At 35.6% G+C, this 20,580-nt stretch carries 25 protein-coding genes; 24 read left to right on the top strand and 1 reads right to left on the bottom strand.

Annotated features, from left to right (window positions below; genetic code table 11):
* Positions 1-25: 25 nt before the first annotated feature.
* The 24 genes from FYJ55_RS01660 (at position 26) to FYJ55_RS01775 (ending at position 20,271) form a co-directional block, all read left to right on the top strand.
* On the top strand, positions 26-880 hold the full coding sequence (locus FYJ55_RS01660) for a YybS family protein (protein WP_154555353.1): 855 nt from the start codon (positions 26-28) through the stop codon (positions 878-880).
* 11 nt (positions 881-891) lie between these two features.
* A complete protein-coding gene (locus FYJ55_RS01665; RefSeq protein WP_229771024.1) occupies positions 892-2,862 on the top strand; it encodes a GGDEF domain-containing protein in 1,971 nt (656 codons plus the stop codon).
* On the top strand, positions 2,843-3,292 hold the full coding sequence (gene rplI / locus FYJ55_RS01670; RefSeq protein ID WP_154555354.1) for a 50S ribosomal protein L9: 450 nt from the start codon (positions 2,843-2,845) through the stop codon (positions 3,290-3,292). The genes FYJ55_RS01665 and rplI overlap by 20 nt, the downstream gene beginning before the upstream one ends.
* A gap of 1 nt (position 3,293) precedes the next feature.
* Positions 3,294-4,640 carry a replicative DNA helicase gene (gene dnaB, locus FYJ55_RS01675; protein WP_154555355.1) on the top strand — a complete coding sequence of 449 codons (1,347 nt, stop codon included), beginning with the start codon at positions 3,294-3,296 and terminating at the stop codon, positions 4,638-4,640.
* On the top strand, positions 4,630-5,370 hold the full coding sequence (locus FYJ55_RS01680) for an MBL fold metallo-hydrolase (RefSeq protein WP_154555356.1): 741 nt from the start codon (positions 4,630-4,632) through the stop codon (positions 5,368-5,370). Before dnaB ends, FYJ55_RS01680 begins: the two co-directional genes overlap by 11 nt.
* A 132-nt stretch (positions 5,371-5,502) precedes the next feature.
* Entirely contained in the window at positions 5,503-6,123 is a 621-nt protein-coding gene (gene upp / locus FYJ55_RS01685) for a uracil phosphoribosyltransferase (RefSeq protein ID WP_154555357.1), read from the top strand.
* Between the two features lie 27 nt (positions 6,124-6,150).
* Complete coding sequence (locus FYJ55_RS01690) at positions 6,151-6,294, top strand: AtpZ/AtpI family protein (RefSeq protein ID WP_268234125.1); 144 nt, start codon at positions 6,151-6,153, stop codon at positions 6,292-6,294.
* Between the two features lie 4 nt (positions 6,295-6,298).
* Positions 6,299-6,667: a hypothetical protein gene (locus FYJ55_RS01695; RefSeq protein WP_195836634.1), complete on the top strand. Its 369-nt coding sequence runs from the start codon at positions 6,299-6,301 to the stop codon at positions 6,665-6,667.
* Positions 6,660-7,367, top strand: coding sequence for a F0F1 ATP synthase subunit A (gene atpB / locus FYJ55_RS01700; RefSeq protein ID WP_154555360.1), 708 nt, complete (start codon positions 6,660-6,662; stop codon positions 7,365-7,367). Before FYJ55_RS01695 ends, atpB begins: the two co-directional genes overlap by 8 nt.
* Before the next feature lie 19 nt (positions 7,368-7,386).
* Positions 7,387-7,629, top strand: coding sequence for an ATP synthase F0 subunit C (atpE, locus tag FYJ55_RS01705; protein WP_003864774.1), 243 nt, complete (start codon positions 7,387-7,389; stop codon positions 7,627-7,629).
* Positions 7,630-7,647: 18 nt separating this feature from the next.
* Positions 7,648-8,163, top strand: coding sequence for a F0F1 ATP synthase subunit B (gene atpF / locus FYJ55_RS01710; protein WP_118114297.1), 516 nt, complete (start codon positions 7,648-7,650; stop codon positions 8,161-8,163).
* Positions 8,157-8,684: an ATP synthase F1 subunit delta gene (gene atpH, locus FYJ55_RS01715; RefSeq protein WP_154555361.1), complete on the top strand. Its 528-nt coding sequence runs from the start codon at positions 8,157-8,159 to the stop codon at positions 8,682-8,684. The genes atpF and atpH overlap by 7 nt, the downstream gene beginning before the upstream one ends.
* A 12-nt stretch (positions 8,685-8,696) precedes the next feature.
* Complete coding sequence (atpA, locus tag FYJ55_RS01720; RefSeq protein ID WP_154555362.1) at positions 8,697-10,232, top strand: F0F1 ATP synthase subunit alpha; 1,536 nt, start codon at positions 8,697-8,699, stop codon at positions 10,230-10,232.
* Positions 10,219-11,067: an ATP synthase F1 subunit gamma gene (gene atpG / locus FYJ55_RS01725; RefSeq protein WP_118114295.1), complete on the top strand. Its 849-nt coding sequence runs from the start codon at positions 10,219-10,221 to the stop codon at positions 11,065-11,067. Before atpA ends, atpG begins: the two co-directional genes overlap by 14 nt.
* A 12-nt stretch (positions 11,068-11,079) precedes the next feature.
* Positions 11,080-12,480, top strand: a complete 1,401-nt coding sequence (gene atpD, locus FYJ55_RS01730) for a F0F1 ATP synthase subunit beta (RefSeq protein WP_117926255.1) — start codon at positions 11,080-11,082, stop codon at positions 12,478-12,480.
* Between the two features lie 2 nt (positions 12,481-12,482).
* The gene (gene atpC, locus FYJ55_RS01735) at positions 12,483-12,878 is read left to right on the top strand and encodes an ATP synthase F1 subunit epsilon (RefSeq protein ID WP_154555363.1); all 396 of its coding nucleotides are present in this window, start codon (positions 12,483-12,485) and stop codon (positions 12,876-12,878) included.
* A 112-nt stretch (positions 12,879-12,990) separates the two neighbouring features.
* Complete coding sequence (locus tag FYJ55_RS01740) at positions 12,991-13,251, top strand: GroES family chaperonin (RefSeq protein WP_154555364.1); 261 nt, start codon at positions 12,991-12,993, stop codon at positions 13,249-13,251.
* 16 nt (positions 13,252-13,267) lie between these two features.
* On the top strand, positions 13,268-14,881 hold the full coding sequence (gene groL, locus FYJ55_RS01745) for a chaperonin GroEL (RefSeq protein ID WP_154555365.1): 1,614 nt from the start codon (positions 13,268-13,270) through the stop codon (positions 14,879-14,881).
* 180 nt (positions 14,882-15,061) lie between these two features.
* Positions 15,062-16,234 (top strand): ABC transporter substrate-binding protein, encoded by a 1,173-nt coding sequence (locus FYJ55_RS01750; RefSeq protein ID WP_154555366.1) that lies wholly within the window; start codon positions 15,062-15,064, stop codon positions 16,232-16,234.
* Positions 16,235-16,287: 53 nt separating this feature from the next.
* A complete protein-coding gene (locus tag FYJ55_RS01755) occupies positions 16,288-17,166 on the top strand; it encodes a branched-chain amino acid ABC transporter permease (protein WP_154555367.1) in 879 nt (292 codons plus the stop codon).
* A gap of 3 nt (positions 17,167-17,169) precedes the next feature.
* Complete coding sequence (locus FYJ55_RS01760) at positions 17,170-18,126, top strand: branched-chain amino acid ABC transporter permease (protein ID WP_154555368.1); 957 nt, start codon at positions 17,170-17,172, stop codon at positions 18,124-18,126.
* Positions 18,123-18,902 (top strand): ABC transporter ATP-binding protein, encoded by a 780-nt coding sequence (locus FYJ55_RS01765; RefSeq protein ID WP_154555369.1) that lies wholly within the window; start codon positions 18,123-18,125, stop codon positions 18,900-18,902. Before FYJ55_RS01760 ends, FYJ55_RS01765 begins: the two co-directional genes overlap by 4 nt.
* 7 nt (positions 18,903-18,909) lie before the next feature.
* Positions 18,910-19,614 (top strand): ABC transporter ATP-binding protein, encoded by a 705-nt coding sequence (locus FYJ55_RS01770; RefSeq protein ID WP_154555373.1) that lies wholly within the window; start codon positions 18,910-18,912, stop codon positions 19,612-19,614.
* A gap of 6 nt (positions 19,615-19,620) precedes the next feature.
* Complete coding sequence (locus tag FYJ55_RS01775; protein ID WP_118114289.1) at positions 19,621-20,271, top strand: CBS and ACT domain-containing protein; 651 nt, start codon at positions 19,621-19,623, stop codon at positions 20,269-20,271.
* Positions 20,272-20,322: 51 nt separating this feature from the next.
* On the opposite strand, the gene FYJ55_RS01780 is transcribed toward FYJ55_RS01775, so the two are convergent.
* On the bottom strand, positions 20,323-20,580 hold a 258-nt coding region (locus tag FYJ55_RS01780; protein WP_195836635.1), incomplete at its 5' end, for a transposase.

A 20,580-nucleotide genomic window follows, 5' to 3' on the forward strand; every position in this document is an offset into this window, starting at 1 on the left:
TTTTTTAATTTTATATAATAGTCGTATGATAAAAACGAAACAAATCACTAAAGGCGCGATGGTTTGCGCTATTTATGGAGCTTTATTATTTTTAAATCAACAGAGTGCATTGATGATTGAATCCAGTGCTTCTTGGATTTTTGCATTTCCTGTACTTATTTATACAGCCATGAGTGGTGTTAAAATGGGTGCATTGGTTACCATATGCATGGGTTTGATGACGATGTTTTTTGGTGGCTTTACAACCTGGTTTTATAGTTGGACCTCATTATTAATTGGATTTATATATGGGGTGGGCGTGTTTAAACATGCTAAGAATATGACTAATTTTATTATTTGCTTTATTCTTTCTATTATAGCTAATTTATGCATTATTCTATTGTGGAGTACTTTGTTTGGCATTGATTTCTATGAAGATTTCCGCTTGATTTCACAATACATTCCTTTCATTAGCTTAAAAGTATTTACATACTTGATGATAGGGTTACTAGGTCTATTACAGGCATTATGTATTCATTTAGTGGCATTAATGGTGTGTTTACGTATGCATATGGACATTATTCCGCCACAACCATTATCTAAGGTACAAAGCCCAAGATGGGTAGGCATAGGTTCTGTTGTGGTGTGGATTGCGTTCTTTTTTGTTCAAAATGTGATAGAATGTCCAACGGGGATCGTTGATTTAGCACAAGTTATTTTCTTTGTGGATTGTATCTTGTTATTATATTTTGGAGTTGTTTATTTTATGAGTTTATGTGTCAAATACCAAAAGAAGAAATGGTCATTTCTTTCTATTTTTGGTGCGTTTGTGCCTGGACTTAATTTATTGTGGATGTTTATGGGAGAGTTGGACTGTCTTTTACAGTTACGAAAAGAATAGAGGTTTTCTATATGAAACAGTTTGAAAAGTGGCGTAGTCTATGCATTACAGGTCTAGCTTTGGGCTTTATGCTATCAATCCTTTTGTTTTTAAAGAAAGAGTATATATATATGATTGCCGCTTTGATTGTATGGATTGTTTTTATCTGTGCTTTCTTTGGCTTTTGGAAATCTTTAAAAGAACATGGAATGAAGACGGAAGTAGATATTTCAAGAGTTTTAGGTAAAGATGCCAAAGATGCTTTGAATTTTGGGGATGTGGGTATCTTAACTTATAACGAAGAATACATTGTAACTTGGGCTTCACCTTTCTTTAAAGAGAAGGGTATTACGTTGACTAATAGTAAATTAACTAGCTGGATCAGTAATATTCGTACTTTGTTTGATGACGATGTGGATATGGTTATTGGAAAATCGGAAGGTCGAATTTACGAAATCACGAGAAAAAGAGATGCTCAAATTTTATATGTGAAGGATATTACAGATTACTATAATATGCGTCAGCAGTATTTGGACAATGAAATAGTGATTGGGTTATTGCAGTTAGATAACTATATGGAATATCAGTCTTATGAAAATGAAGAAATCATGGCCCAAATCAATACACATTTAAGAGCTGCTTTAGTAACGTGGGCTAAAGATAATAAGATGTTTGTTAGACGTTTACGTTCAGATCGTTTTTTGGTGATTTTGAATAAAGAAATCTTAACGGAAGTACGGAAGCAGAATTTTACTATTTTACAACTTATTAAGGATGAGGCAAATAAATTAGATGTTTCAATTACGTTAAGTATGGCTTTTGCGTATGGATCAAATGATTTTACGGTACTAGATGATATGGTCAATGAATTGATTGAACTCGCACAAAGTCGTGGTGGAGACCAGGCGGCTATTCGTTCAAGTGGAGGAACGGTTCAATTTGTGGGTGGAAACTCCGAAACAAGTTCAACACGTTCTAAAGTTCGTGTACGCATTATGGCACAATCTATTCAAGAAGCTATTATGGAATCGAATCGTGTCTATATTGCAGGGCATGTTATGAGTGATTTTGACTGTATGGGAGCATGTCTAGCTTTATCTAGCTGGGTACATGCGTTAGGCAAGGAAGTATTTATTGTTTTAAAGGATGTTCCTAGAGATGAGCAGCTTCAAGAAATGATGAATTCATTTGTTACTGTCATTCAAGAAAGACATACTTTGATTACTCCAGATGAGGCGATGGATTCTATAGATTATAATAAAGATTTATTGATTATGGCTGATCATGGTATTCCTGCAATATCAAGTGTCAAAGAATTTGTGGATCAATGCAATCGTATCCTTGTGATTGATCATCACAGACGTAGTGATGCGTTTGTTAAGAATACTTTGTTGACATATGTTGAAAGCAGTGCAAGTTCAGCGTGTGAATTAATTGTTGAATTGCTTCAAAATATTCCAAATCATATTCCTATTTATGAAATGGAAGCGACGATTATGTATTTGGGTATTTTAGTGGATACAAATCGTTTTAAAATGCATACGGATGCCCGTACGTTTGAAGCAGCAGCTGCCTTACAAAATTGGGGGGCTAATACAAGTCGTGCTGAAAAAGCTTTGTGTGAAGACTATTTGTATTTCTCTATGAAGAATGCATTGATTCAGCAGGCAAAACCTTACTACAATCATTTTATGATTGCAGCGATTGATGATGAAACATTAGATAAGACGATGATGGCTCAGGTTTCACAAGCCTTATTATTGATTAAAGGCTGTGTTGCTAGTTTTACCATCGCAAAGGTAAAGACAAATCCGAATGCCGTTGCGGTAAGTGCTCGTAGTGATGGGTCTTATAATGTTCAAAAAATTATGGAAAAATTAAATGGTGGTGGCCACTTTAGTGCGGCTGCTGTCGAAAGAGAAGGTGTATCCGTGCAACAGATGAAGGATATGATCTTAAATTGTATAGAGGAGGAACTTAAAAATGAAGGTAATATTGCTTAAAGATATTCGTAAATTAGGAAAGAAAGATGATGTAGTTGAGGTAAGTGATGGCTACGCAAGAAATTTCTTATTTAAGAATAAATCGGCGATTGCGTATACAAAGGGTTCTGCCAAAGTTTTAGATAAACAAATGGAAGAAAGAGCTGAACATGAGGCTGAGTTAAAAAAAGAAGCAGAAGCTTTGAGCGAAACTTTAAAGGGTATTACTTTAGAGTTTACTTTGAGTACAGGTAAAAATGGAGCTACTTTTGGTTCTGTTTCTAGTAAACAAATTGTGGAAGCTTTATCTAAAAAAGGGATTCGTGTAGATAAAAGAAAAATTCAATTGGAACAATCTATCGCATCTTTAGGTGTGACTCGTGTTCCTGTGGATTTATATCGTGGACAAGTGATAGGTGAAATTGTTGTTCATGTAAGTGAAAAGGCATAATATGTCGCGTGAAATGCCTAACGCAGTTTCCTTAGAACAATCAGTGCTTGGCTCTTTGATGGTATATCCTAAAGTCATTCAAGATTGTCAGGAACTCGATCTACATGCAGAAGAATTTTATTTGCCTTCTCATCAGCAGATTTATCAAGCTATCTGTACAATTCATGAAAATGGTCAGCCTATTGATATGAATACGGTGGTCAATCGTTTACAGGAAACAGATCAGTTAGAGTCTAGTCAAGGAGCAGATTATATTATTCGTTTGGCAGACTCAGCTATTTCGAGTGCAACATCAAGATCTTATATTGAAACGATCAAAAACAAGGCACAGCTAAGAAGGTTGATTTATGTTGCGGATAAAATTAGTGAAGAAGGCTATTCATCTGGCGAAGATATTGACACAGTTTTAGATGATGCGGAACGTTTAATTATGGATGTAACTAGACATCGTAGGGGAAGCGAATTTGAATCAAGTGAAGAAATCGTTACTCGTGTCATTAATGAATTAAAAGAGCTTCGTACGATGAAAGGTATAACTGGAATTGAAACGGGTTATGTCTTATTGGATCGTATGACGAATGGTTTTCAGCGAGGCGATTTAATTATTCTTGCAGCCCGTCCTGCCATGGGAAAGAGTGCCTTGGCTTTAAATTTTGCAGCTCAAGTTGCGAAACGGAATGAAGGAGCTGTTGCAATATTTTCACTGGAAATGCCTAGTGATTCGATGATGAAGCGTTTAATGAGTTCGGAATCTCAGGTATATTCGGATAAGCTTCGTAGCGGTAAATTGACAAATGAAGAAATGTCTCGTTTATATGAGGCAGGTTCACATTTGAGTGAAAGAAAGATTTATATTGATGACACAAGTAGTATCAAGGTATCTCAGATTTTCTCGAAGTGTCGTAAATTAAAGAGTGAAAATGGCTCTATTTCTTTAGTTGTAATTGACTACTTGCAGCTGATTACGGGAACACGCGCAGATTCTCGTCAACAAGAGGTTAGTGATATTTCGCGTAATTTAAAGATTTTGGCAAAAGAAATGGAATGTCCAGTTATTGCGCTTTCTCAGCTTTCTCGTAAGGTTGAAGAAAGAACGGATCATGAACCGCAATTGTCCGATTTACGTGAGTCTGGATCAATCGAGCAGGATGCCGATATCGTAATGTTTCTATATCGTAGTAATTATTATGAGAAAGATAAGGAATCGCAAGAAGAAACAGAAGTTGTTGATTTATCTTTGGCAAAACATCGTAATGGTGGCATTGGTAAGATTCAATTGGCTTTTGAAAAGAATATATCTCGTTTTACAAATTTAGAAGCTTCTGGAGATGATATTTATGCGCATTGATTTGTTGTGTAGTGGCTCAAAAGGCAACAGTTGTTTGATTCGTCATGAAAATACGCAATTGTTGATTGATTGTGGTTCAACAAAAAAGTATTTGATGGAAAGCTTTAAAAAGGTTGGAGCTTGTGTTGATGATACAAATGGTGTCTTGATTAGTCATGCTCATTCGGATCATGTTTCGCAGTTAAAACATTTTAAGCATTTGGATGTGTATTCTTATTGTGATTTAAAGGATGCGTTAGATAAACATGATGTAGTACCGAATCAAAAGTTGATTATCAAAGATTTGAGCATTCAATTTCTAGGTTTGTCTCATGATTCGCCACATACAATTGGTTTTGTGGTAGAGTCGGATAAAGAAAAACTTGTGTATGTAACAGATTCAGGTTATGTACCTAATCAAATCAAACCGTATATTGCGAATGCAGACCATTATATCTTTGAAAGCAATCACGATGTGGATCGTTTGATGCATACCAATCGTCCGATGTTTTTAAAACAGCGTATTTTGAGTGATAATGGGCATTTGAATAATGAAGATTCAAGTTTAAATTTAACTTCCTTGATCAATGCGAAGACAAAAAATATTGTTCTTGCGCATTTGAGTGAAGAGGCGAATACGCTAGATCTAGCATTGGATACATTTTCGAATGTACTATTACGAAAGGACTTACATCCTTCTGGAATTGATGTAAGAGCGGCAAAGCAATTTGAAATTTTGACAATTGATTAGAATTGTTTAATGATAAAAAGCAGAATATTCATATAATATAACACTGGAAGTTTTGGAGTATTCCATTTCTTTCAGTGTTTTCTATTATGGACAAGGATGGTATAATTATGGCTATAAAGGTAGGTAATTTAAATGTTAAAAGTTATTGATCATCCGTTGATTAAGCATAAATTAACAGTTATGCGAAAAAAAGAAACGGGAACGAAAGATTTTCGTCAAAACTTAGATGAAATTGGAGGATTAATGGTTTATGAAATCACTCGTGATTTGCCTTTGAAACCAATTGAAATCGAAACACCAATTTGTCAGTACACAGGTTATGAATTGGCTAAAAAAGTCGTGATTGTGCCAATTTTACGTGCTGGACTAGGTATGGTAAATGGAATTCAGGATTTGATTCCAACCGCAAAGATTGCACATGTTGGTATGTATCGTGATGAAGAAACGCTAGAGCCACATACTTATTTTGAAAAATATCCAAAGAACTTAGAAGAAGCAATCACAATTGTTGTGGATCCAATGCTCGCAACTGGTGGTTCAAGTGTAGCAGCAATCGATATGGTTAAGAAGCAAGGAGCTACAAATGTGAAGTTGGTTTGTTTGGTTGGTGCACCTGAAGGTGTTAAAGCAGTTGAAAAAGCACATCCAGATGTAGATGTTTACTTAGCTTCATTAGATGACCATTTAAATGAACATGGATATATTGTTCCTGGTTTAGGAGATGCTGGAGATCGTATTTTCGGTACGAAGTAATTGATGAAACCTTATGCTTTTTCGGGAATGCTATGCACAAGCATGCTCATATTTGGACTTATTGGTTATAATATTGATGGCTGGTTACATACTACGCCTTTATTTGTGATTATAGGTTTAATGTACAGCATTATTGGAAGTATTATTTTATTAATAAAAAAATCGAGGTAAAGCAATGCAGCAAATGAATAAAAAAATAGTAAAGTATACTTTGATATTTAGTTTATTTTGCTCTTTGGTTTGTGCAGTGATTTTTCATTCTCAAATGATTCAAGTATTTATAGCGGTTTGGATAGGTTGCCTTACAGGTTTAGTGGGGTATCGTAAGATTGTTCAAATGGCTTTAAATATTCCAACAGATGAAATAGCTGGAAAAAAGACAGGTATACAAGAATATATGAAACGATATCTTATGTATGGTCTAGTTTTAGTTATTTGTCAATTAATGGAGTTGCCAATTTTGGCAGTTTTTGTTGGGCTTATGTGCAATAAAGGAGCCATTCTTTTATATGCACTAAAAGAAAAGGAGGATTTCCATGAGTGATGTAAGTGCAATTATCATTCACATTGGAAAGTTCTCTTTACAGATTCAACAATCTATTCTTGTATGGCTTGGAATTTGTGCTTTCTTTGCGTTTTTCTTCTACTTTGCGGGGAAGAAAATTGAAAAACAAGATCCTTCAAAAGCTAGTAAAGGGATTGTGTATATTTGTGAGGAGATCTACAACTTAGTGCTTTACGTAATTAAAGATAACTTAAGGGAAACGACAAAGAAATATATTCCTATGTTTGGCACTTTGATTGTGATGATGATTGTAAGTAACTTGATTGGTTTGATTGGGCTTCAAAATCCAACGAGCAATGTAAGTTTTAATGCGACATTGGCTGTCACAATGTGGTTGATGATCCAAGGTAATGGTATTAAAAAAGGTGGATTATTAGCACGAATGAAAGAGTTGACAGAGCCGATGTTCTTGTTGACACCATTGAATGTCATAGGAGAGTTGGCGTTGCCTATCTCATTAACAATGCGTTTATTTGGTAATATTTTGGCAGGATATATCATTTCTATGTTGGTGTATACATTGATTAAAATGTTGATGCCAATAGGATTGTTAGGATTATTAGTAACGCCATTTTTACATATGTATTTTGATATATTCTCAGGTGTAATTCAGACATATATCTTCTTTACACTAAGCTCGTTCTTCTTAGGACAGCAAGTGGCGATTCAAGAAGATTAATAAATAGGAGGAAAATAAAATGTTTAATGAATTTTTCGTACGTGGTATGGCTTGCTTAGGTGCAGGTATTGCGATGATTGCTGGTTTAGGTCCTGGTATTGGTCAGGGTATTGCAGCTAGTAAAGGTGCAGAAAGCGTTGGTCGTAACCCAGATGCAGCAAGTAAAATTCAATCTATCATGGTATTAGGTATCGCCTTAGCCGAAACAACAGGTATCTATGCTTTGATCATTGCGATTTTATTGATTTTCATCAAAGGTTAATGATTAGGAGAATCGGTAATGATTGACTTTAATATTGACAATTATTTGCGAATTTCATTGACCGATGTTGTTTTAGTTTGTATTTCTACTTTTTTGATTGTAATGTTTGCCAAAAAATTCTTTTGGGAAAAATTACTAACATTAATTCAAAAACGACAAGATTTAATTCAAGAAAATATCGATTCTTCAGTAGCTATTAAAAAGCAGGCTGAAGATGTTAAAGAACAGTATGATGAAAAATTGCGTAATGTGTCGCAAGAAGCTCATACCATTCTCGTTTCAGCTAGAGCACATGCGGATCAAGAAAAACAGCAGATTATAAAAGAAGCAAATGACGAAGCTTTGCGTATTAAGAAAAACGCAAATGAAGATATCGAACGTCAGAAGCGTGACGCTCAAAAAGAAATGAAAAAAGCAATTAGCGATGTCGCATTAAGCGCAGCTAGTCAGTTGATTAAAAAAGAAATGGATGAAGAAACACAGAAGCAGTTTGTGGAAGATTTTATTGAACAGGCAGGCGATAAACAATGGTAGATTACACGCCTTATGCCCAGGCTCTATTTGAATTAGCACAAGATTCAAAGCAAGAAATGGCTTGGATGTCGGAGCTAAAGCAAGTAGCGCAAGTGATTACTTCAGTACCAGAATTAAGCAAGATTCTAGCACATCCAAGTATTCCTCGAGTAAAGAAAAAGGAAATCATCCAAACAGCTTTCGAATCTGAATTAGATGCAACTGTATTTCGTTTCTTGCTTGTGCTAAATGAGCATAATGAACTTTCTCATCTTGATAAAATCAGTGATGCGTATGAAGAGTGTTATCGAAAGAAACATAGAATTGAAATCGTTAAAGTAACGAGTGCATCAAAAATAGATGAAGATCAATTATCAAGATTGAAAGAGATGTTAGAGAATAAAATGAATAAGACACTTGAACTTGAAGTGCAAGTGGATCCAGCTTTGATTGCAGGTATTAAAGTACAGGCAAATGATTTAGTGATGGATAATACGGTCATTGCGAAGATTGACGCAATGAAGGAAGCAATTAATAGATAAGCAGGTGATATGATGAGTTTAAATCCAGCAGAGATTTCAAAATTAATCAAAGCTCAAATTCAAAGTATCGACCAGGATCTTGAAATGAATGAAAGTGGTACTATCCTAACAGTAGGTGATGGTATCGCAACGGTATATGGATTGAAAAATGCCATGATGAGTGAATTGTTGTTATTCCCTCACGATGTATATGGTATGGTCATGAACTTAGAAGACGAACAAGTAGGTGTCGTATTACTAGGTGATAATTCCGATATCAAAGAAGGAGACGTCGTAAAACGTACAGGTCACATCATTGAAGTTCCAGTTGGTGATAGTTTGATGGGTCGTGTTGTCAATGCATTAGGACAACCGATTGATGGTTTAGGTGAAATCAAAACAGATAGAACACGTCCAGTAGAACGTGTGGCCCCAGGTGTAATGACAAGAAAGAGTGTATCGGTTCCATTGCAAACGGGTTTAAAAATTATTGACTCTATGATTCCAATTGGTCGTGGACAACGTGAGTTGATCATTGGTGACCGTCAGACTGGTAAAACAGCAATCGCAATCGATACGATTTTGAATCAAAAAGGTCAAAATGTAAAATGTATTTATGTAGCGATTGGTCAAAAGGCAAGTACTGTAGCTCAAATCGTTGAAAAATTAAAACAACACGGAGCTATGGAATATACTACGATTGTAGCGGCTACTGCATCTGAAGCAGCGCCATTACAATATATTGCACCTTATGCAGGTTGTGCAATGGGTGAAGAATGGATGGAAAACGGAGAAGACGTATTAATTGTTTATGATGACTTATCAAAACATGCCGTAGCTTACCGTACACTGTCTTTACTTCTTCGTCGTCCTCCTGGACGTGAAGCGTATCCTGGAGATGTATTCTACTTACATTCACGTTTATTAGAGCGTGCTGCACGTTTAAATGAGAATTATGGTGGTGGATCTTTAACAGCTTTACCAATTATTGAAACACAAGCCGGAGATATCTCTGCCTATATTCCTACAAACGTAATTTCAATTACGGATGGACAGATTTTCTTGAAAACAGATATGTTTAATGAAGGCGTTCGTCCAAGTGTAGATAGTGGTTTAAGTGTAAGTCGTGTAGGTAGTGCTGCACAGACAAAAGCTATGAAACAGGTTTCTGGTTCATTAAAGCTTGAACTAGCTCAATATCGTGAAATGGAATCTTTTGCGAAGTTTGGTTCAGATTTGGATACGAGTACAAAAGATGTATTGGATCATGGTGCAAGATTAACTCAATTATTGATTCAAAAACAATATTCACCATTAACAGTGCCTGAACAAGTATTATCTTTGTATGCTGCAAAAAATGGATATTTAAAACCTGTTGAAGTGGACCAAGTTGGTGAATTTGAACAAGGAATGTTGGAGTATGTACATCGTGAATATCCTTATGTTTTAGATCAGATTGAAATGAAAAAGGCAATTGACGATGAATTAGACGCGGATATTAAGAAGTCTTTGGATGCATACGCAAAACAATATGCACTAGAAAAGGGTGCGCAACATGGCACAGAGTAGACAGGCTATTCAGGCCCGAATCAGTTCCGTTAGTTCCACTAAAAAAATTACAAAAGCAATGCAGCTGATTGCTTCAAGTAAATTAACTAGACAAAGACAAATTATGGAAGAAAACCGTAGTTATGCACAAGGTCTTCAAGAACTGTTCACAATGGTACTTCGTAGTGCTGGAGATGATTCTATGTATTTAAATGAGAATCAAGGAAAGCCAAGCTTTATCTTTGTGATCACAAGTGATATGGGACTTTGTGGTGGCTACAACGCAAACGTGTATCGTATGATACAAGATGAGTTTTCTGAAAAGGATCATGTAGTTATGATAGGGATTCGTGGTTCTGCATGGATTTCAAAAAGAAACTACAACGTTAAAAATGTATTAAGTGATCTTGACGAGGATGATGTATATGATGCTTTATCGAAATGTATGCAGGATGCATTAGACTTGTTTGAAAAGAAAGAAATTTCAAAAATTCAAATTTTATATACGCACTATAAGAACACATTGACATTTGTTCCTACTTTAGAAACGGTTTTACCTGTTTCTAAGCCTCAGGAAGAAAAGAAGTCAGGTATGCATGCGGATATGATTTTTGAACCAGATAAGGAAACCATGTTACAAAACATGATTCCTATGGTGACAAAATCAATCCTTTATTCTCGTTATCTAGAGAGTAAAACAAGTGAACAGGCTTCTCGAAGAATGGCAATGGAGAGTGCAACTGACAATGCAGAAGAATTGCAGGATAATCTTGAACTTGCATATAACCGTGTACGTCAAGGAGCTATCACGCAAGAAATCACTGAAATTGTCGGTGGTGCAAATGCACTTTCATAAAGGAGGGTAAACATGAGTCAAAATATTGGAAAAGTCGTTGAGATCATTGGTCCGGTTGTGGATATTCAATTTTCACAAAATAATTTACCAGATTTATTAACGGCAATTGAAATTGAACGCCCAAATGAAGAAAATCTAATTGTAGAAGTCGAACAAGATATCGGTGCTGATAGAGTACGTTGTATTGCGATGGGAAGTACAGATGGTTTGGTTCGTGGTATGGATGCCATTGATACTAAAAAACCAATTCAGGCTCCTGTCGGAGAAAATGTATTGGGTCGTATGTTTAATGTTTTGGGTAAACCAATTGATGGTTTAGGTGATGTAGATGCTCAAACTATGCCAATTCATAGAAAGGCACCAGCATTTGATGAACAAAGTACAACAAGCGAGCCATTGGAAACAGGTATTAAAGTTATTGACTTACTATGTCCTTATGCAAAGGGTGGTAAGATTGGATTGTTCGGTGGTGCCGGAGTAGGTAAAACCGTATTGATTCAAGAGTTGATCCATAATATTGCCAAAGAACATGGTGGTAAATCCGTTGTAGTAGGCGTTGGAGAAAGAACTCGTGAAGGAAACGATATGTATCACGAGATGAAAGACAGCGGCGTATTAGATAAAACAGTATTGGTTTATGGACAGATGAATGAAAGTCCAGGAGCCAGAATGCGTGTTGGATTAACTGGTCTAACAATGGCAGAATATTTCCGTGATGTAGAACACCAGGACGTATTATTGTTTATTGATAATATCTTCCGTTTTACACAGGCAGGATCTGAAGTTAGTGCCTTATTAGGACGTGTTCCTAGTGCTGTAGGATATCAGCCTACATTAGCTACAGAAATGGGACAGTTGCAAGAAAGAATCACATCAACAAAAGATGGCTCTATCACTTCTGTACAGGCTATTTATGTGCCTGCGGATGATTTGACTGACCCAGCTCCAGCAACAACGTTCTCTCACTTGGATGCAAAAACGGTATTAGACCGTGACATTGCGGCATTAGGTATTTATCCTGCCGTAGATCCACTTGAATCAAGTTCACGTATTTTGGATCCACTTGTAGTCGGTGAAAAGCACTATAAAGTAGCGCGTGGAGTTCAAAATATTCTACAGAGATATAAAGATTTACAGGATATCATTGCCATCTTAGGTATGGATGAATTAAGTGAAGAAGATAAGAAAGTTGTTAACCGTGCACGTCGTGTTCGTAACTTCTTGTCTCAACCATTTAATGTTGCTGAAGTATTCTCTGGTATTCCTGGAAAATATGTACCTTTGGAAGATACAATTCGCAGTTTCGAACGCTTATTAGCAGGTGAATTTGATGATCTTCCAGAACAAGCATTCATGTTTGTTGGAACAATTGAAGAAGCACAGGAAAAAGCTAAAAAAATGGCTGGTGAATAGTCATGATTGCTTTTAAAGTAGTAACACCAAAAGGCGAATATTTAAAGCAGGAAGTCAAAAGTATCCATGTAAAGACGGTGGTTGGAGAAACAACAATTTTACCAAATCACATGCCTATCTTTGCATCTTTGGTACCTTGTAAGCTTGTTTTGAAAAACGAAAATGATGAAGAAGAAATCTTTGCGATTTCTGGTGGCTTTTTACAATTCAACAAAAATGAAGGCATGATTCTAGCTGATGCGATTGAAGGAAAAAAAGATATCGATCTTGAGCGTGCAAAAAAATCAATGGAACGTGCTAAAGAGCGTTTAGAGAAAAAAGATTCAAATACAAATCTAAAAAGAGCTCAGTTATCATTGGAAAGAGCAATTAATAGAATTCATGTATATGGCGAGTAATCCTCGCCATTTTCTTTTATTAAATTTTAGCAAAGTTGTTGCATCAGTGCTAAAAATGAGTATAATAGTATTTAGCAGTTAGAATAGCTAAGTGCTAAAAGGAGGATGAATTATGTTACAACCTTTACATGATTATGTTTTATTAAAGAAAGAGAAAGAAGAGAAAACTACGGCAAGTGGAATCATTTTGACAAGTGGAAAAGAAAAGTCAAAGCTTGCAGTTGTCGCAAGTATTGGTGCAGATGTTAAAGATGCTGGATATTCTTGTGGAGATAAAGTTTTATATAAAGAATATTCAGGAACTACAATGAAGATTGATGATGAAGAATTCATTGTCATCAAAGATGAAGATATCATTGCAGTAAGTAAGTAGTAGGAGGTAATGAATTATGGCTAAAGAAGTACGTTTTTCAAAAGATGCTCGTGAATCCATGTTAAGAGGTGTTAACACATTAGCAAATGCAGTTCGTGTTACTTTAGGTCCTAAAGGACGTAATGTTGTTCTTGAAAAGGAGTATGGATCCCCATTGATCACAAACGATGGTGTAAGTATTGCTAAAGAAATTGAATTGGAAGATAAGTTTGAAAATATGGGTGCTAAATTGGTATATGAAGTTGCCAATAAGACAAATGATACAGCTGGAGACGGAACAACAACAGCTACAATTTTAGCTCAAAGTATGATTGAAAATGGTTTACGTCAAGTGGATCGTGGAGCAAATCCCGTGTTGATGCGTGAAGGTATCGAAAAAGCAGCTAAGGCTGTGAGCGAGTATATCTTGTCCGTATCTAAGAAAGTAGAAAGCAGTAAGGATATTGCGAATGTTGCGACAATTTCATCTGGATCGGAAGAAATTGGTAAGATTATTGCGGATGCGATGGAAAAAGTTGGTCGTGATGGTGTTATTTCAACAGATGATTCAAAGGGATTTGAAACAGAACTTGAAATCAGTGAAGGTATGCAGTATGACAAGGGCTATGTTTCTCCATATATGGTGAGTGATCGTGAAAAAATGGAAGCTACAATGGAAAATGCTTATGTATTAGTAACGGATCAAAAGATCACAAACATTCAGGAAATCTTACCTTTACTTGAACAATTGGTTCAGGCAAATCGTGCGTTATTGATTATTGCGGAAGATTTAGAAAATGAAGTAGTTTCTACTTTGGCATTAAATAAACTTCGTGGAACATTCAATGTAGTTGCGACTAAAGCGCCAGGCTTTGGTGACAACCAAAAAGAAATGTTGCAAGATATTGCGATTATGACAGGTGCTAAATTCTATTCAAAAGATTTGAATATGGAATTAAAAGATATGCAGTTATCGGATTTGGGTACAGTTAAAAAGATTGTTGTCACAAAAGATAATACAACAATGATTGGTGGAGCTGGAAGTAAAGAAGATGTGGCTGCTCGTGTAGCTGAAATTGAAGCACAAATGGAAAACACTACAAGTGATTATGATAAGAAACGTATGGCAGAGCGTTTAGGTAAATTATCAAATGGTGTTGCGATCATTAAAGTGGGTGCTGCAACTGAAAGTGAATTGAAAGAAAAGAAACTTCGTATTGAAGATGCGTTGAACTCAACTCGTGCTGCTGTTAGTGAAGGTATTGTAGTTGGTGGTGGAGCTTGTTTAGTAAAGGCATATGTTGCTTTGAAAGATGAAGTAAAATCTGATGTAGTTGATGTACAAAAAGGTATTAAAGTTGTATTTGATGCATTGTTAGCTCCAATTGCACAGATTGCTGATAACGCAGGATATAATTGCGAAGAGATTGTTGAAAGACAAAAAGAAGCAGGTGAAAATGTAGGATTCGACGCAAAACATGGTGAATGGGTCGATATGATTGAATCTGGTATTATTGATCCTACAAAGGTAACTCGTAATGCATTGATGAATGCTTCTAGTATTTCAGCCTTGTTCTTAACAACAGAAGCTGGAGTCGCTAAAATTGATAAAGAAGAACCTGCACCTGCAATGCCTCAGGGAATGTATTAATAGTCGATTGAATAGCTAAGGTTTTGATAACTTTAGCTATTTTTTTGTGCAAAGAAAGCTTTTGAAAGTAATGTAAAATGTAAATATGGATGTAAAATAAGTGTAAAAAATGTAAAAAAGACTTGAAAACGTTTTCCGCTTGCGCTATTATATCTGTACAACTCGAGGGAGGTATAGATTATGAAAGGTAAATTATTAAAAACGTTTGCATCTAGTGCAGTCGCATTAAGCATGTTAGTCGGATGTAGTTCAGGAAGTGGAACTGCTGCGACTGAATTAAAAGAAGGAGATACAGTCAAGATTGGTTTGAACTATGAATTGTCTGGTGCTGTAGCTTCTTATGGTCAAGCTGAGTATAAAGGGGCAACGCTAGCTATCAAAGAATATAACGTAAACAAGGATTCAAAATATAAAATTAAAGCTGTCAAAATGGACAATAAAGGAGATGCTAGTGAATCTACTTCAGCAGCTACAAAATTGATGACTGAAGATGGTGTAGCTTTTGTGGTTGGACCTGCAACTTCAGGTGCTTCTATTGCGACATATCCAGTAGCGGATCAAAACCAAGTTCCAGTCATTTCACCATCTGCTACTCAGGTAGATGCAACAATGAATGGGGATTCTCCTTATGAATATGCGTTCCGTATTTGTTTCGAAGATTCATATCAAGGTAAGGCAATGGCTATATTTGGATATGAAAATTTAGGAAAGAGAAAGGCTGCAATTATCAATGAAGTTAGTGATTATGGAAAGGGTCTTACTAAAGTATTTACACAAAAATTTGAAGATTTGGGTGGAGAAGTTGTAGCTACTGAAAGTTATAATGCTAAAGATACTGACTTTGCAGGTATTATCACGAAAGTAAAAGATAAAGGAGCCGATGTACTATTCATTGCTGGTTACTATTCAGAAGCTGGATTAATTATTAAACAAGCTCGTGAAGCTGGTATGGATTGCACAATTTTAGGTGCTGATGGATTTGAATCAGAAAAATTAGCAGAACTTGCTGGTAGTGAAAATTTAAATAACTGCTACTATTCAACTGCTTATACTACAGTTAACGCAAGTGATGAATTAACTGCATTTGTAGATGCATATACTAAAGAATATGGAGAAGCTCCAAATATGTTCTCTGCATTAGCTTATGATGCTACTAACTTAGGTTTACAAGCTTTAGAAAAAGCAGGTAAAACAGGTGCAGATCTACAAAAGGCTATTGCGGATACTAAATTTGATGGTTTAACTGGTTCATTCACGTTTGATAAGACACATTCACCTAAAAAGTCTGTATTAGTTGTTAACTTAGTAGATGGTGTTCAAACGGAAGCCGTTTCAGTAGATCCAGATAAATAAGTCTTTGTTCAAAGGGGGAACAATTCCCCCTCTTTTTTAATAAGGAGGTTAATATGACAGCTTTTTTACAACAACTAGTCAATGGTCTATCCTTAGGAAGTATTTACGCATTGATTGCCTTAGGATATACCATGGTTTATGGAATTATTAAATTGATCAACTTTGCACATGGAGATGTCTATATGTTAGGAGCTTATTGTGCATTTTTGATTACAACTTATTGTGGTTTAGGGTTTATTCCTGCACTATTCATTTCAATGATTTTCTGTGGTGTTGTAGGTGTATTGATTGAGCGCATCGCATATAAGCCACTTCGTCATGCGACTCGAATTACCGCATTGATTACGGCAATTGGTGTAAGTTATGTCTTGGAGTATGCAACACAATATATCATGGGTAGTGAAGTAAGAACGTATCCTAAATTATTAACGAGTGCATCATTTCATTTAGGACCTGTCACAATTACGATGCAACAAGTCTATATTTTTGTCATTACTGTTATTTTAATGGTTGTTTTGCAGTTTATTGTTCAAAAGACAAAAATGGGCCGTGCCATGCGCGCTGTAAGTGTTGATGAAGATGCTGCACGTTTAATGGGTATCGATGTGGATAAAACAATTTCATTTACATTCCTTTTAGGGTCAGCTTTAGCAGGTGTTGCCGGCGTTTTAGTTGGAATTTATTATAATTCAATCAATCCTTTGATGGGGATGACACCAGGATTAAAAGCATTTATTGCTGCAGTATTTGGAGGTATTGGAAGTATTCCAGGTGCTATGATTGGTGGATTGTTTATTGGGATTGCTGAAACTATGGTTACCGCTTATGGTAGTTCTTTGTATAAAGATGCGATTGTCTACATTATATTGATTTTGATTTTGATCTTAAAACCAGCTGGTTTATTAGGTAAAAACGTTAGAGAGAAGGTGTAAGTCATGCGTAAAGAATTATTGAATAAGGCAAATCTTGCTTGGCTTTTACTTTCTATTGTGTCTTTTGTAGTTTTATCCATTTTAATGAAGGTTGGAATTATTGGATCTTATTATTCCATCACTCTATATAATATCTTTATTAATATTATTTTAGCTGTTTCTTTAAATTTAGTTATTGGTGTATGTGGCCAGTTTTCATTAGGACATGCTGGATTTATGTGTATTGGAGCATATTGTGCTGGTATTATGGTAAAAATGATGCCAAATATGACAGGTTTAGCTATTGGAGTATTGATTGGCTTTGCACTTTCAACCATTGTAGCTTTGATTGTCTCGATTCCAACATTGCGTTTGAAAGGGGATTATTTGGCAATTGCGACTTTGGGGTTTGCGGAAATTGTACGTATCCTAGTGCAAAATATGGAAATCACAAATGGAGCGGCCGGATTAAATGGAATTCCTAAATTAACTACATTTCCATTGTTGTTTGTATGTGCCGTTATTGCTATTCTAGTTGTTTGTAACTTTACACATTCCGCTCCAGGAAGAGCCTGTTTATCGATTCGTGAAGATGAAATTGCTAGTGAGGCAATGGGTATCAATACGACAAAGTATAAAGTGATTGCATTTGTGATTGGAGCATTATTAGCTTCATTAGCTGGTGCATTGTTCGCATGTAATTTCTATGTAATCAAACCGGATCAATTTACTTTTAATAAGTCAATTGACATCTTGGTTATGGTCGTATTTGGCGGTATGGGCTCTATGACATCAAGTGTTTTAGCAGCTGTTGCGATCGGTATTATCAATGTCGTTTTGGCAAACTTTTCAGAAATACGAATGATTATTTATGGTTTGGCACTAGTTGGAATTATGATTTTTAAACCAACAGGTATCTTAGGAACTAAGGAATTATCTTTTAAAAAGTTATTTGATAAGCGAAAGGAGAAATCTGCATGAAAACTATTTTAAATGTTAAAAATCTGACAAAGAATTTTGGCGGTCTTTGTGCAGTCTCTAATGTATCAATGACAATCAATGAAGGGGAACTTATTGGTTTGATTGGACCGAATGGTGCTGGTAAAACAACATTATTCAACTTGTTGACAGGTGTATATGAACCAAGCAGTGGTTTGATTGAGTTAATAGACCAGAATAAAAGTATTCAGATTGGCGGATTGAAGCCGTATAAAATCACAAATCTAGGAGTTGCGCGAACTTTTCAAAATATTCGTTTATTTAAATCAATGACAGTCTTAGAAAATGTTAAAGTTGCGATGCATAAAAATATTCGTTATGGTACATTAGCAGCAATTTTGCGTTTGCCTACGTATTATAAAGAAGAGAAGTGGGTCGAAGAAAAGGCGGAAGAATTATTAAAAGAAGTGGGATTGTATTCTTTAAGAAATGAATTGGCGACAAATCTTCCATATGGTAAACAAAGAAGATTAGAGATTGCACGTGCTTTGGCAATTCAACCAAAAATTCTTTATTTAGATGAGCCAGCGGCAGGTATGAATCCGCAAGAAACAAAAGAGTTAACAGAATTGATTGATCATATTCGAGAAAAATATAAATTAACTGTAATCCTGATTGAACATGATATGTCTTTAGTTATGAAGATTTGTGAGCGTATTTATGTCTTGAACTATGGTAAAATGATAGCGAATGGTACGCCTGAAGAAATTAAACAAAATGAGTTTGTAGTCAAGGCATATTTAGGAGAGGAGATCTAGTATGGCAATGTTAGAAATAAAAGATCTTCACGTACATTATGGTGTAATTGAAGCTTTAAAAGGTATCAGTTTAGAAGTAAATGAAGGTGAGATTGTTGCGTTGATTGGTGCTAATGGAGCTGGAAAAACGACAATGATGCAGTCCATTAGTGGCATTGTAAAAAAGACGAGTGGCGATGTCATGTTCTTAAATGAGTCAATTATGAAGGCAAATCCTAAACATATTGTTGAAATGGGTTTAACACAGGTGCCAGAAGGTCGTCGTATTTTTACAGGAATGAGCGTATATGAAAACTTGATGATGGGAGCTTTTTTACGAAAAGATAAGGATGGAATCAAACGCGATTATGAAAAGGTTTGTGAGCAGTTTCCTATCTTAAAAGAACGTATGAATCAGGATGCTTCTACTTTATCTGGTGGTGAGCAGCAGATGTTGGCTATGGGGCGAGCACTAATGGCAAAACCTAAATTGTTGCTTTTAGATGAACCGAGTATGGGGTTAGCTCCTATTTTAGTTAAGGAGATATTTAACATCATCGAAGAAATCAATAAAGCAGGTACCACGGTTTTATTAGTTGAACAAAATGCTAAGATGGCATTATCAATTGCGCATCGTGCCTACGTTTTAGAAACAGGTAAAGTTGTAATGTCAGGTACTGGTGAGGAATTGGCAAAGAGTTCGGATGTTCAAAAGGCATATCTAGGAGGATAATAAAGTATGTTTAAAGTTAAGGATTATATGACAAAAAATGTTATATGTGCTGAACCAGATGCAACGATTTCACAAATCATTGATTTAATGAAAGAAAAGGGAATTCACCGTGTTCCTGTTGTTGAAAAAGGAAAACTTGTTGGATTGATTACAGAAGGTATGATTTCTAATTCGGGTACAACGAATGCGACAAGCCTAAGCATATATGAATTAAATTATTTATTGTCAAAAACGACTGTAAGCACAGTGATGGTAAAAAAAGTCATTTCTGTCGATGAAAATGAATTGATGGAATATGCAACACAGAAAATGTTGAAAAACAACATTGGATGTTTGCCGGTCACAAATGCTTCTGGCGAAGTTACAGGTATTGTAACGCAGAATGATGTGTTTAAATGTTTCTTGAATGTTCTTGGATGGGATGAAGTGGGTTCAAGAATTACGGTTGCCGTAAAAGATGAAATTGGTGCGATTGGTAAGTTGTCGGAAATTTTTGTTGAAAATAAAGTGAATATCAATCATATTGGCGTGTATTCTTTTGAGGATGGAATTGCCAATCTGGTTATTCGTTGTGATACTATTGAACCAGATGATTTACAAGCAGATTTAGAGCGTAAAGGCTATAAAGTATTAGAGTGTTTCGTTCGTGATAAATAGAAAAAAGGTCTAATTCACATGAATTAGGCCTTTCAGATTGTTGACAAAAGCCTATACCTTTTCGTAAGGACATAGGCTTTTTATTGTATATAGGCAATTTTCGAAATGAAATTGTCTTTTTTTTATATATTTTGAAGGATATATTGAATTTTTTGATGGTTTTCTTCTATATTTTCCTCTCCAAAGGGACATTTTCTTCAGATTATGGCACGCAAAAATCAACCAAGCATTCTGTTGGTTTTTCTTCAAGCCTTTTAACCTTGTGAAACGTAGTCCATTGTTTTCTTTACAGTCCGCAAATACTCGTTC

It is taken from the genome of Holdemanella porci, assembly GCF_009696075.1.
Lineage (GTDB): Bacteria > Bacillota_I > Bacilli_A > Erysipelotrichales > Erysipelotrichaceae > Holdemanella > Holdemanella porci.

What these genes read in the sequence shown, in the direction of transcription:
- FYJ55_RS01660 (WP_154555353.1), top strand. Translation starts at nt 26, where the DNA reads ATGATAAAAACGAAACAAATCACTAAAGGCGCGATGGTTTGCGCTATT.
- FYJ55_RS01665 (WP_229771024.1), top strand. Translation starts at nt 892, where the DNA reads ATGAAACAGTTTGAAAAGTGGCGTAGTCTATGCATTACAGGTCTAGCT.
- rplI (WP_154555354.1), top strand. Translation starts at nt 2,843, where the DNA reads ATGAAGGTAATATTGCTTAAAGATATTCGTAAATTAGGAAAGAAAGAT.
- dnaB (WP_154555355.1), top strand. Translation starts at nt 3,294, where the DNA reads ATGTCGCGTGAAATGCCTAACGCAGTTTCCTTAGAACAATCAGTGCTT.
- FYJ55_RS01680 (WP_154555356.1), top strand. Translation starts at nt 4,630, where the DNA reads ATGCGCATTGATTTGTTGTGTAGTGGCTCAAAAGGCAACAGTTGTTTG.
- upp (WP_154555357.1), top strand. Translation starts at nt 5,503, where the DNA reads ATGTTAAAAGTTATTGATCATCCGTTGATTAAGCATAAATTAACAGTT.
- FYJ55_RS01690 (WP_268234125.1), top strand. Translation starts at nt 6,151, where the DNA reads ATGCTATGCACAAGCATGCTCATATTTGGACTTATTGGTTATAATATT.
- FYJ55_RS01695 (WP_195836634.1), top strand. Translation starts at nt 6,299, where the DNA reads ATGCAGCAAATGAATAAAAAAATAGTAAAGTATACTTTGATATTTAGT.
- atpB (WP_154555360.1), top strand. Translation starts at nt 6,660, where the DNA reads ATGAGTGATGTAAGTGCAATTATCATTCACATTGGAAAGTTCTCTTTA.
- atpE (WP_003864774.1), top strand. Translation starts at nt 7,387, where the DNA reads ATGTTTAATGAATTTTTCGTACGTGGTATGGCTTGCTTAGGTGCAGGT.
- atpF (WP_118114297.1), top strand. Translation starts at nt 7,648, where the DNA reads ATGATTGACTTTAATATTGACAATTATTTGCGAATTTCATTGACCGAT.
- atpH (WP_154555361.1), top strand. Translation starts at nt 8,157, where the DNA reads ATGGTAGATTACACGCCTTATGCCCAGGCTCTATTTGAATTAGCACAA.
- atpA (WP_154555362.1), top strand. Translation starts at nt 8,697, where the DNA reads ATGAGTTTAAATCCAGCAGAGATTTCAAAATTAATCAAAGCTCAAATT.
- atpG (WP_118114295.1), top strand. Translation starts at nt 10,219, where the DNA reads ATGGCACAGAGTAGACAGGCTATTCAGGCCCGAATCAGTTCCGTTAGT.
- atpD (WP_117926255.1), top strand. Translation starts at nt 11,080, where the DNA reads ATGAGTCAAAATATTGGAAAAGTCGTTGAGATCATTGGTCCGGTTGTG.
- atpC (WP_154555363.1), top strand. Translation starts at nt 12,483, where the DNA reads ATGATTGCTTTTAAAGTAGTAACACCAAAAGGCGAATATTTAAAGCAG.
- FYJ55_RS01740 (WP_154555364.1), top strand. Translation starts at nt 12,991, where the DNA reads ATGTTACAACCTTTACATGATTATGTTTTATTAAAGAAAGAGAAAGAA.
- groL (WP_154555365.1), top strand. Translation starts at nt 13,268, where the DNA reads ATGGCTAAAGAAGTACGTTTTTCAAAAGATGCTCGTGAATCCATGTTA.
- FYJ55_RS01750 (WP_154555366.1), top strand. Translation starts at nt 15,062, where the DNA reads ATGAAAGGTAAATTATTAAAAACGTTTGCATCTAGTGCAGTCGCATTA.
- FYJ55_RS01755 (WP_154555367.1), top strand. Translation starts at nt 16,288, where the DNA reads ATGACAGCTTTTTTACAACAACTAGTCAATGGTCTATCCTTAGGAAGT.
- FYJ55_RS01760 (WP_154555368.1), top strand. Translation starts at nt 17,170, where the DNA reads ATGCGTAAAGAATTATTGAATAAGGCAAATCTTGCTTGGCTTTTACTT.
- FYJ55_RS01765 (WP_154555369.1), top strand. Translation starts at nt 18,123, where the DNA reads ATGAAAACTATTTTAAATGTTAAAAATCTGACAAAGAATTTTGGCGGT.
- FYJ55_RS01770 (WP_154555373.1), top strand. Translation starts at nt 18,910, where the DNA reads ATGTTAGAAATAAAAGATCTTCACGTACATTATGGTGTAATTGAAGCT.
- FYJ55_RS01775 (WP_118114289.1), top strand. Translation starts at nt 19,621, where the DNA reads ATGTTTAAAGTTAAGGATTATATGACAAAAAATGTTATATGTGCTGAA.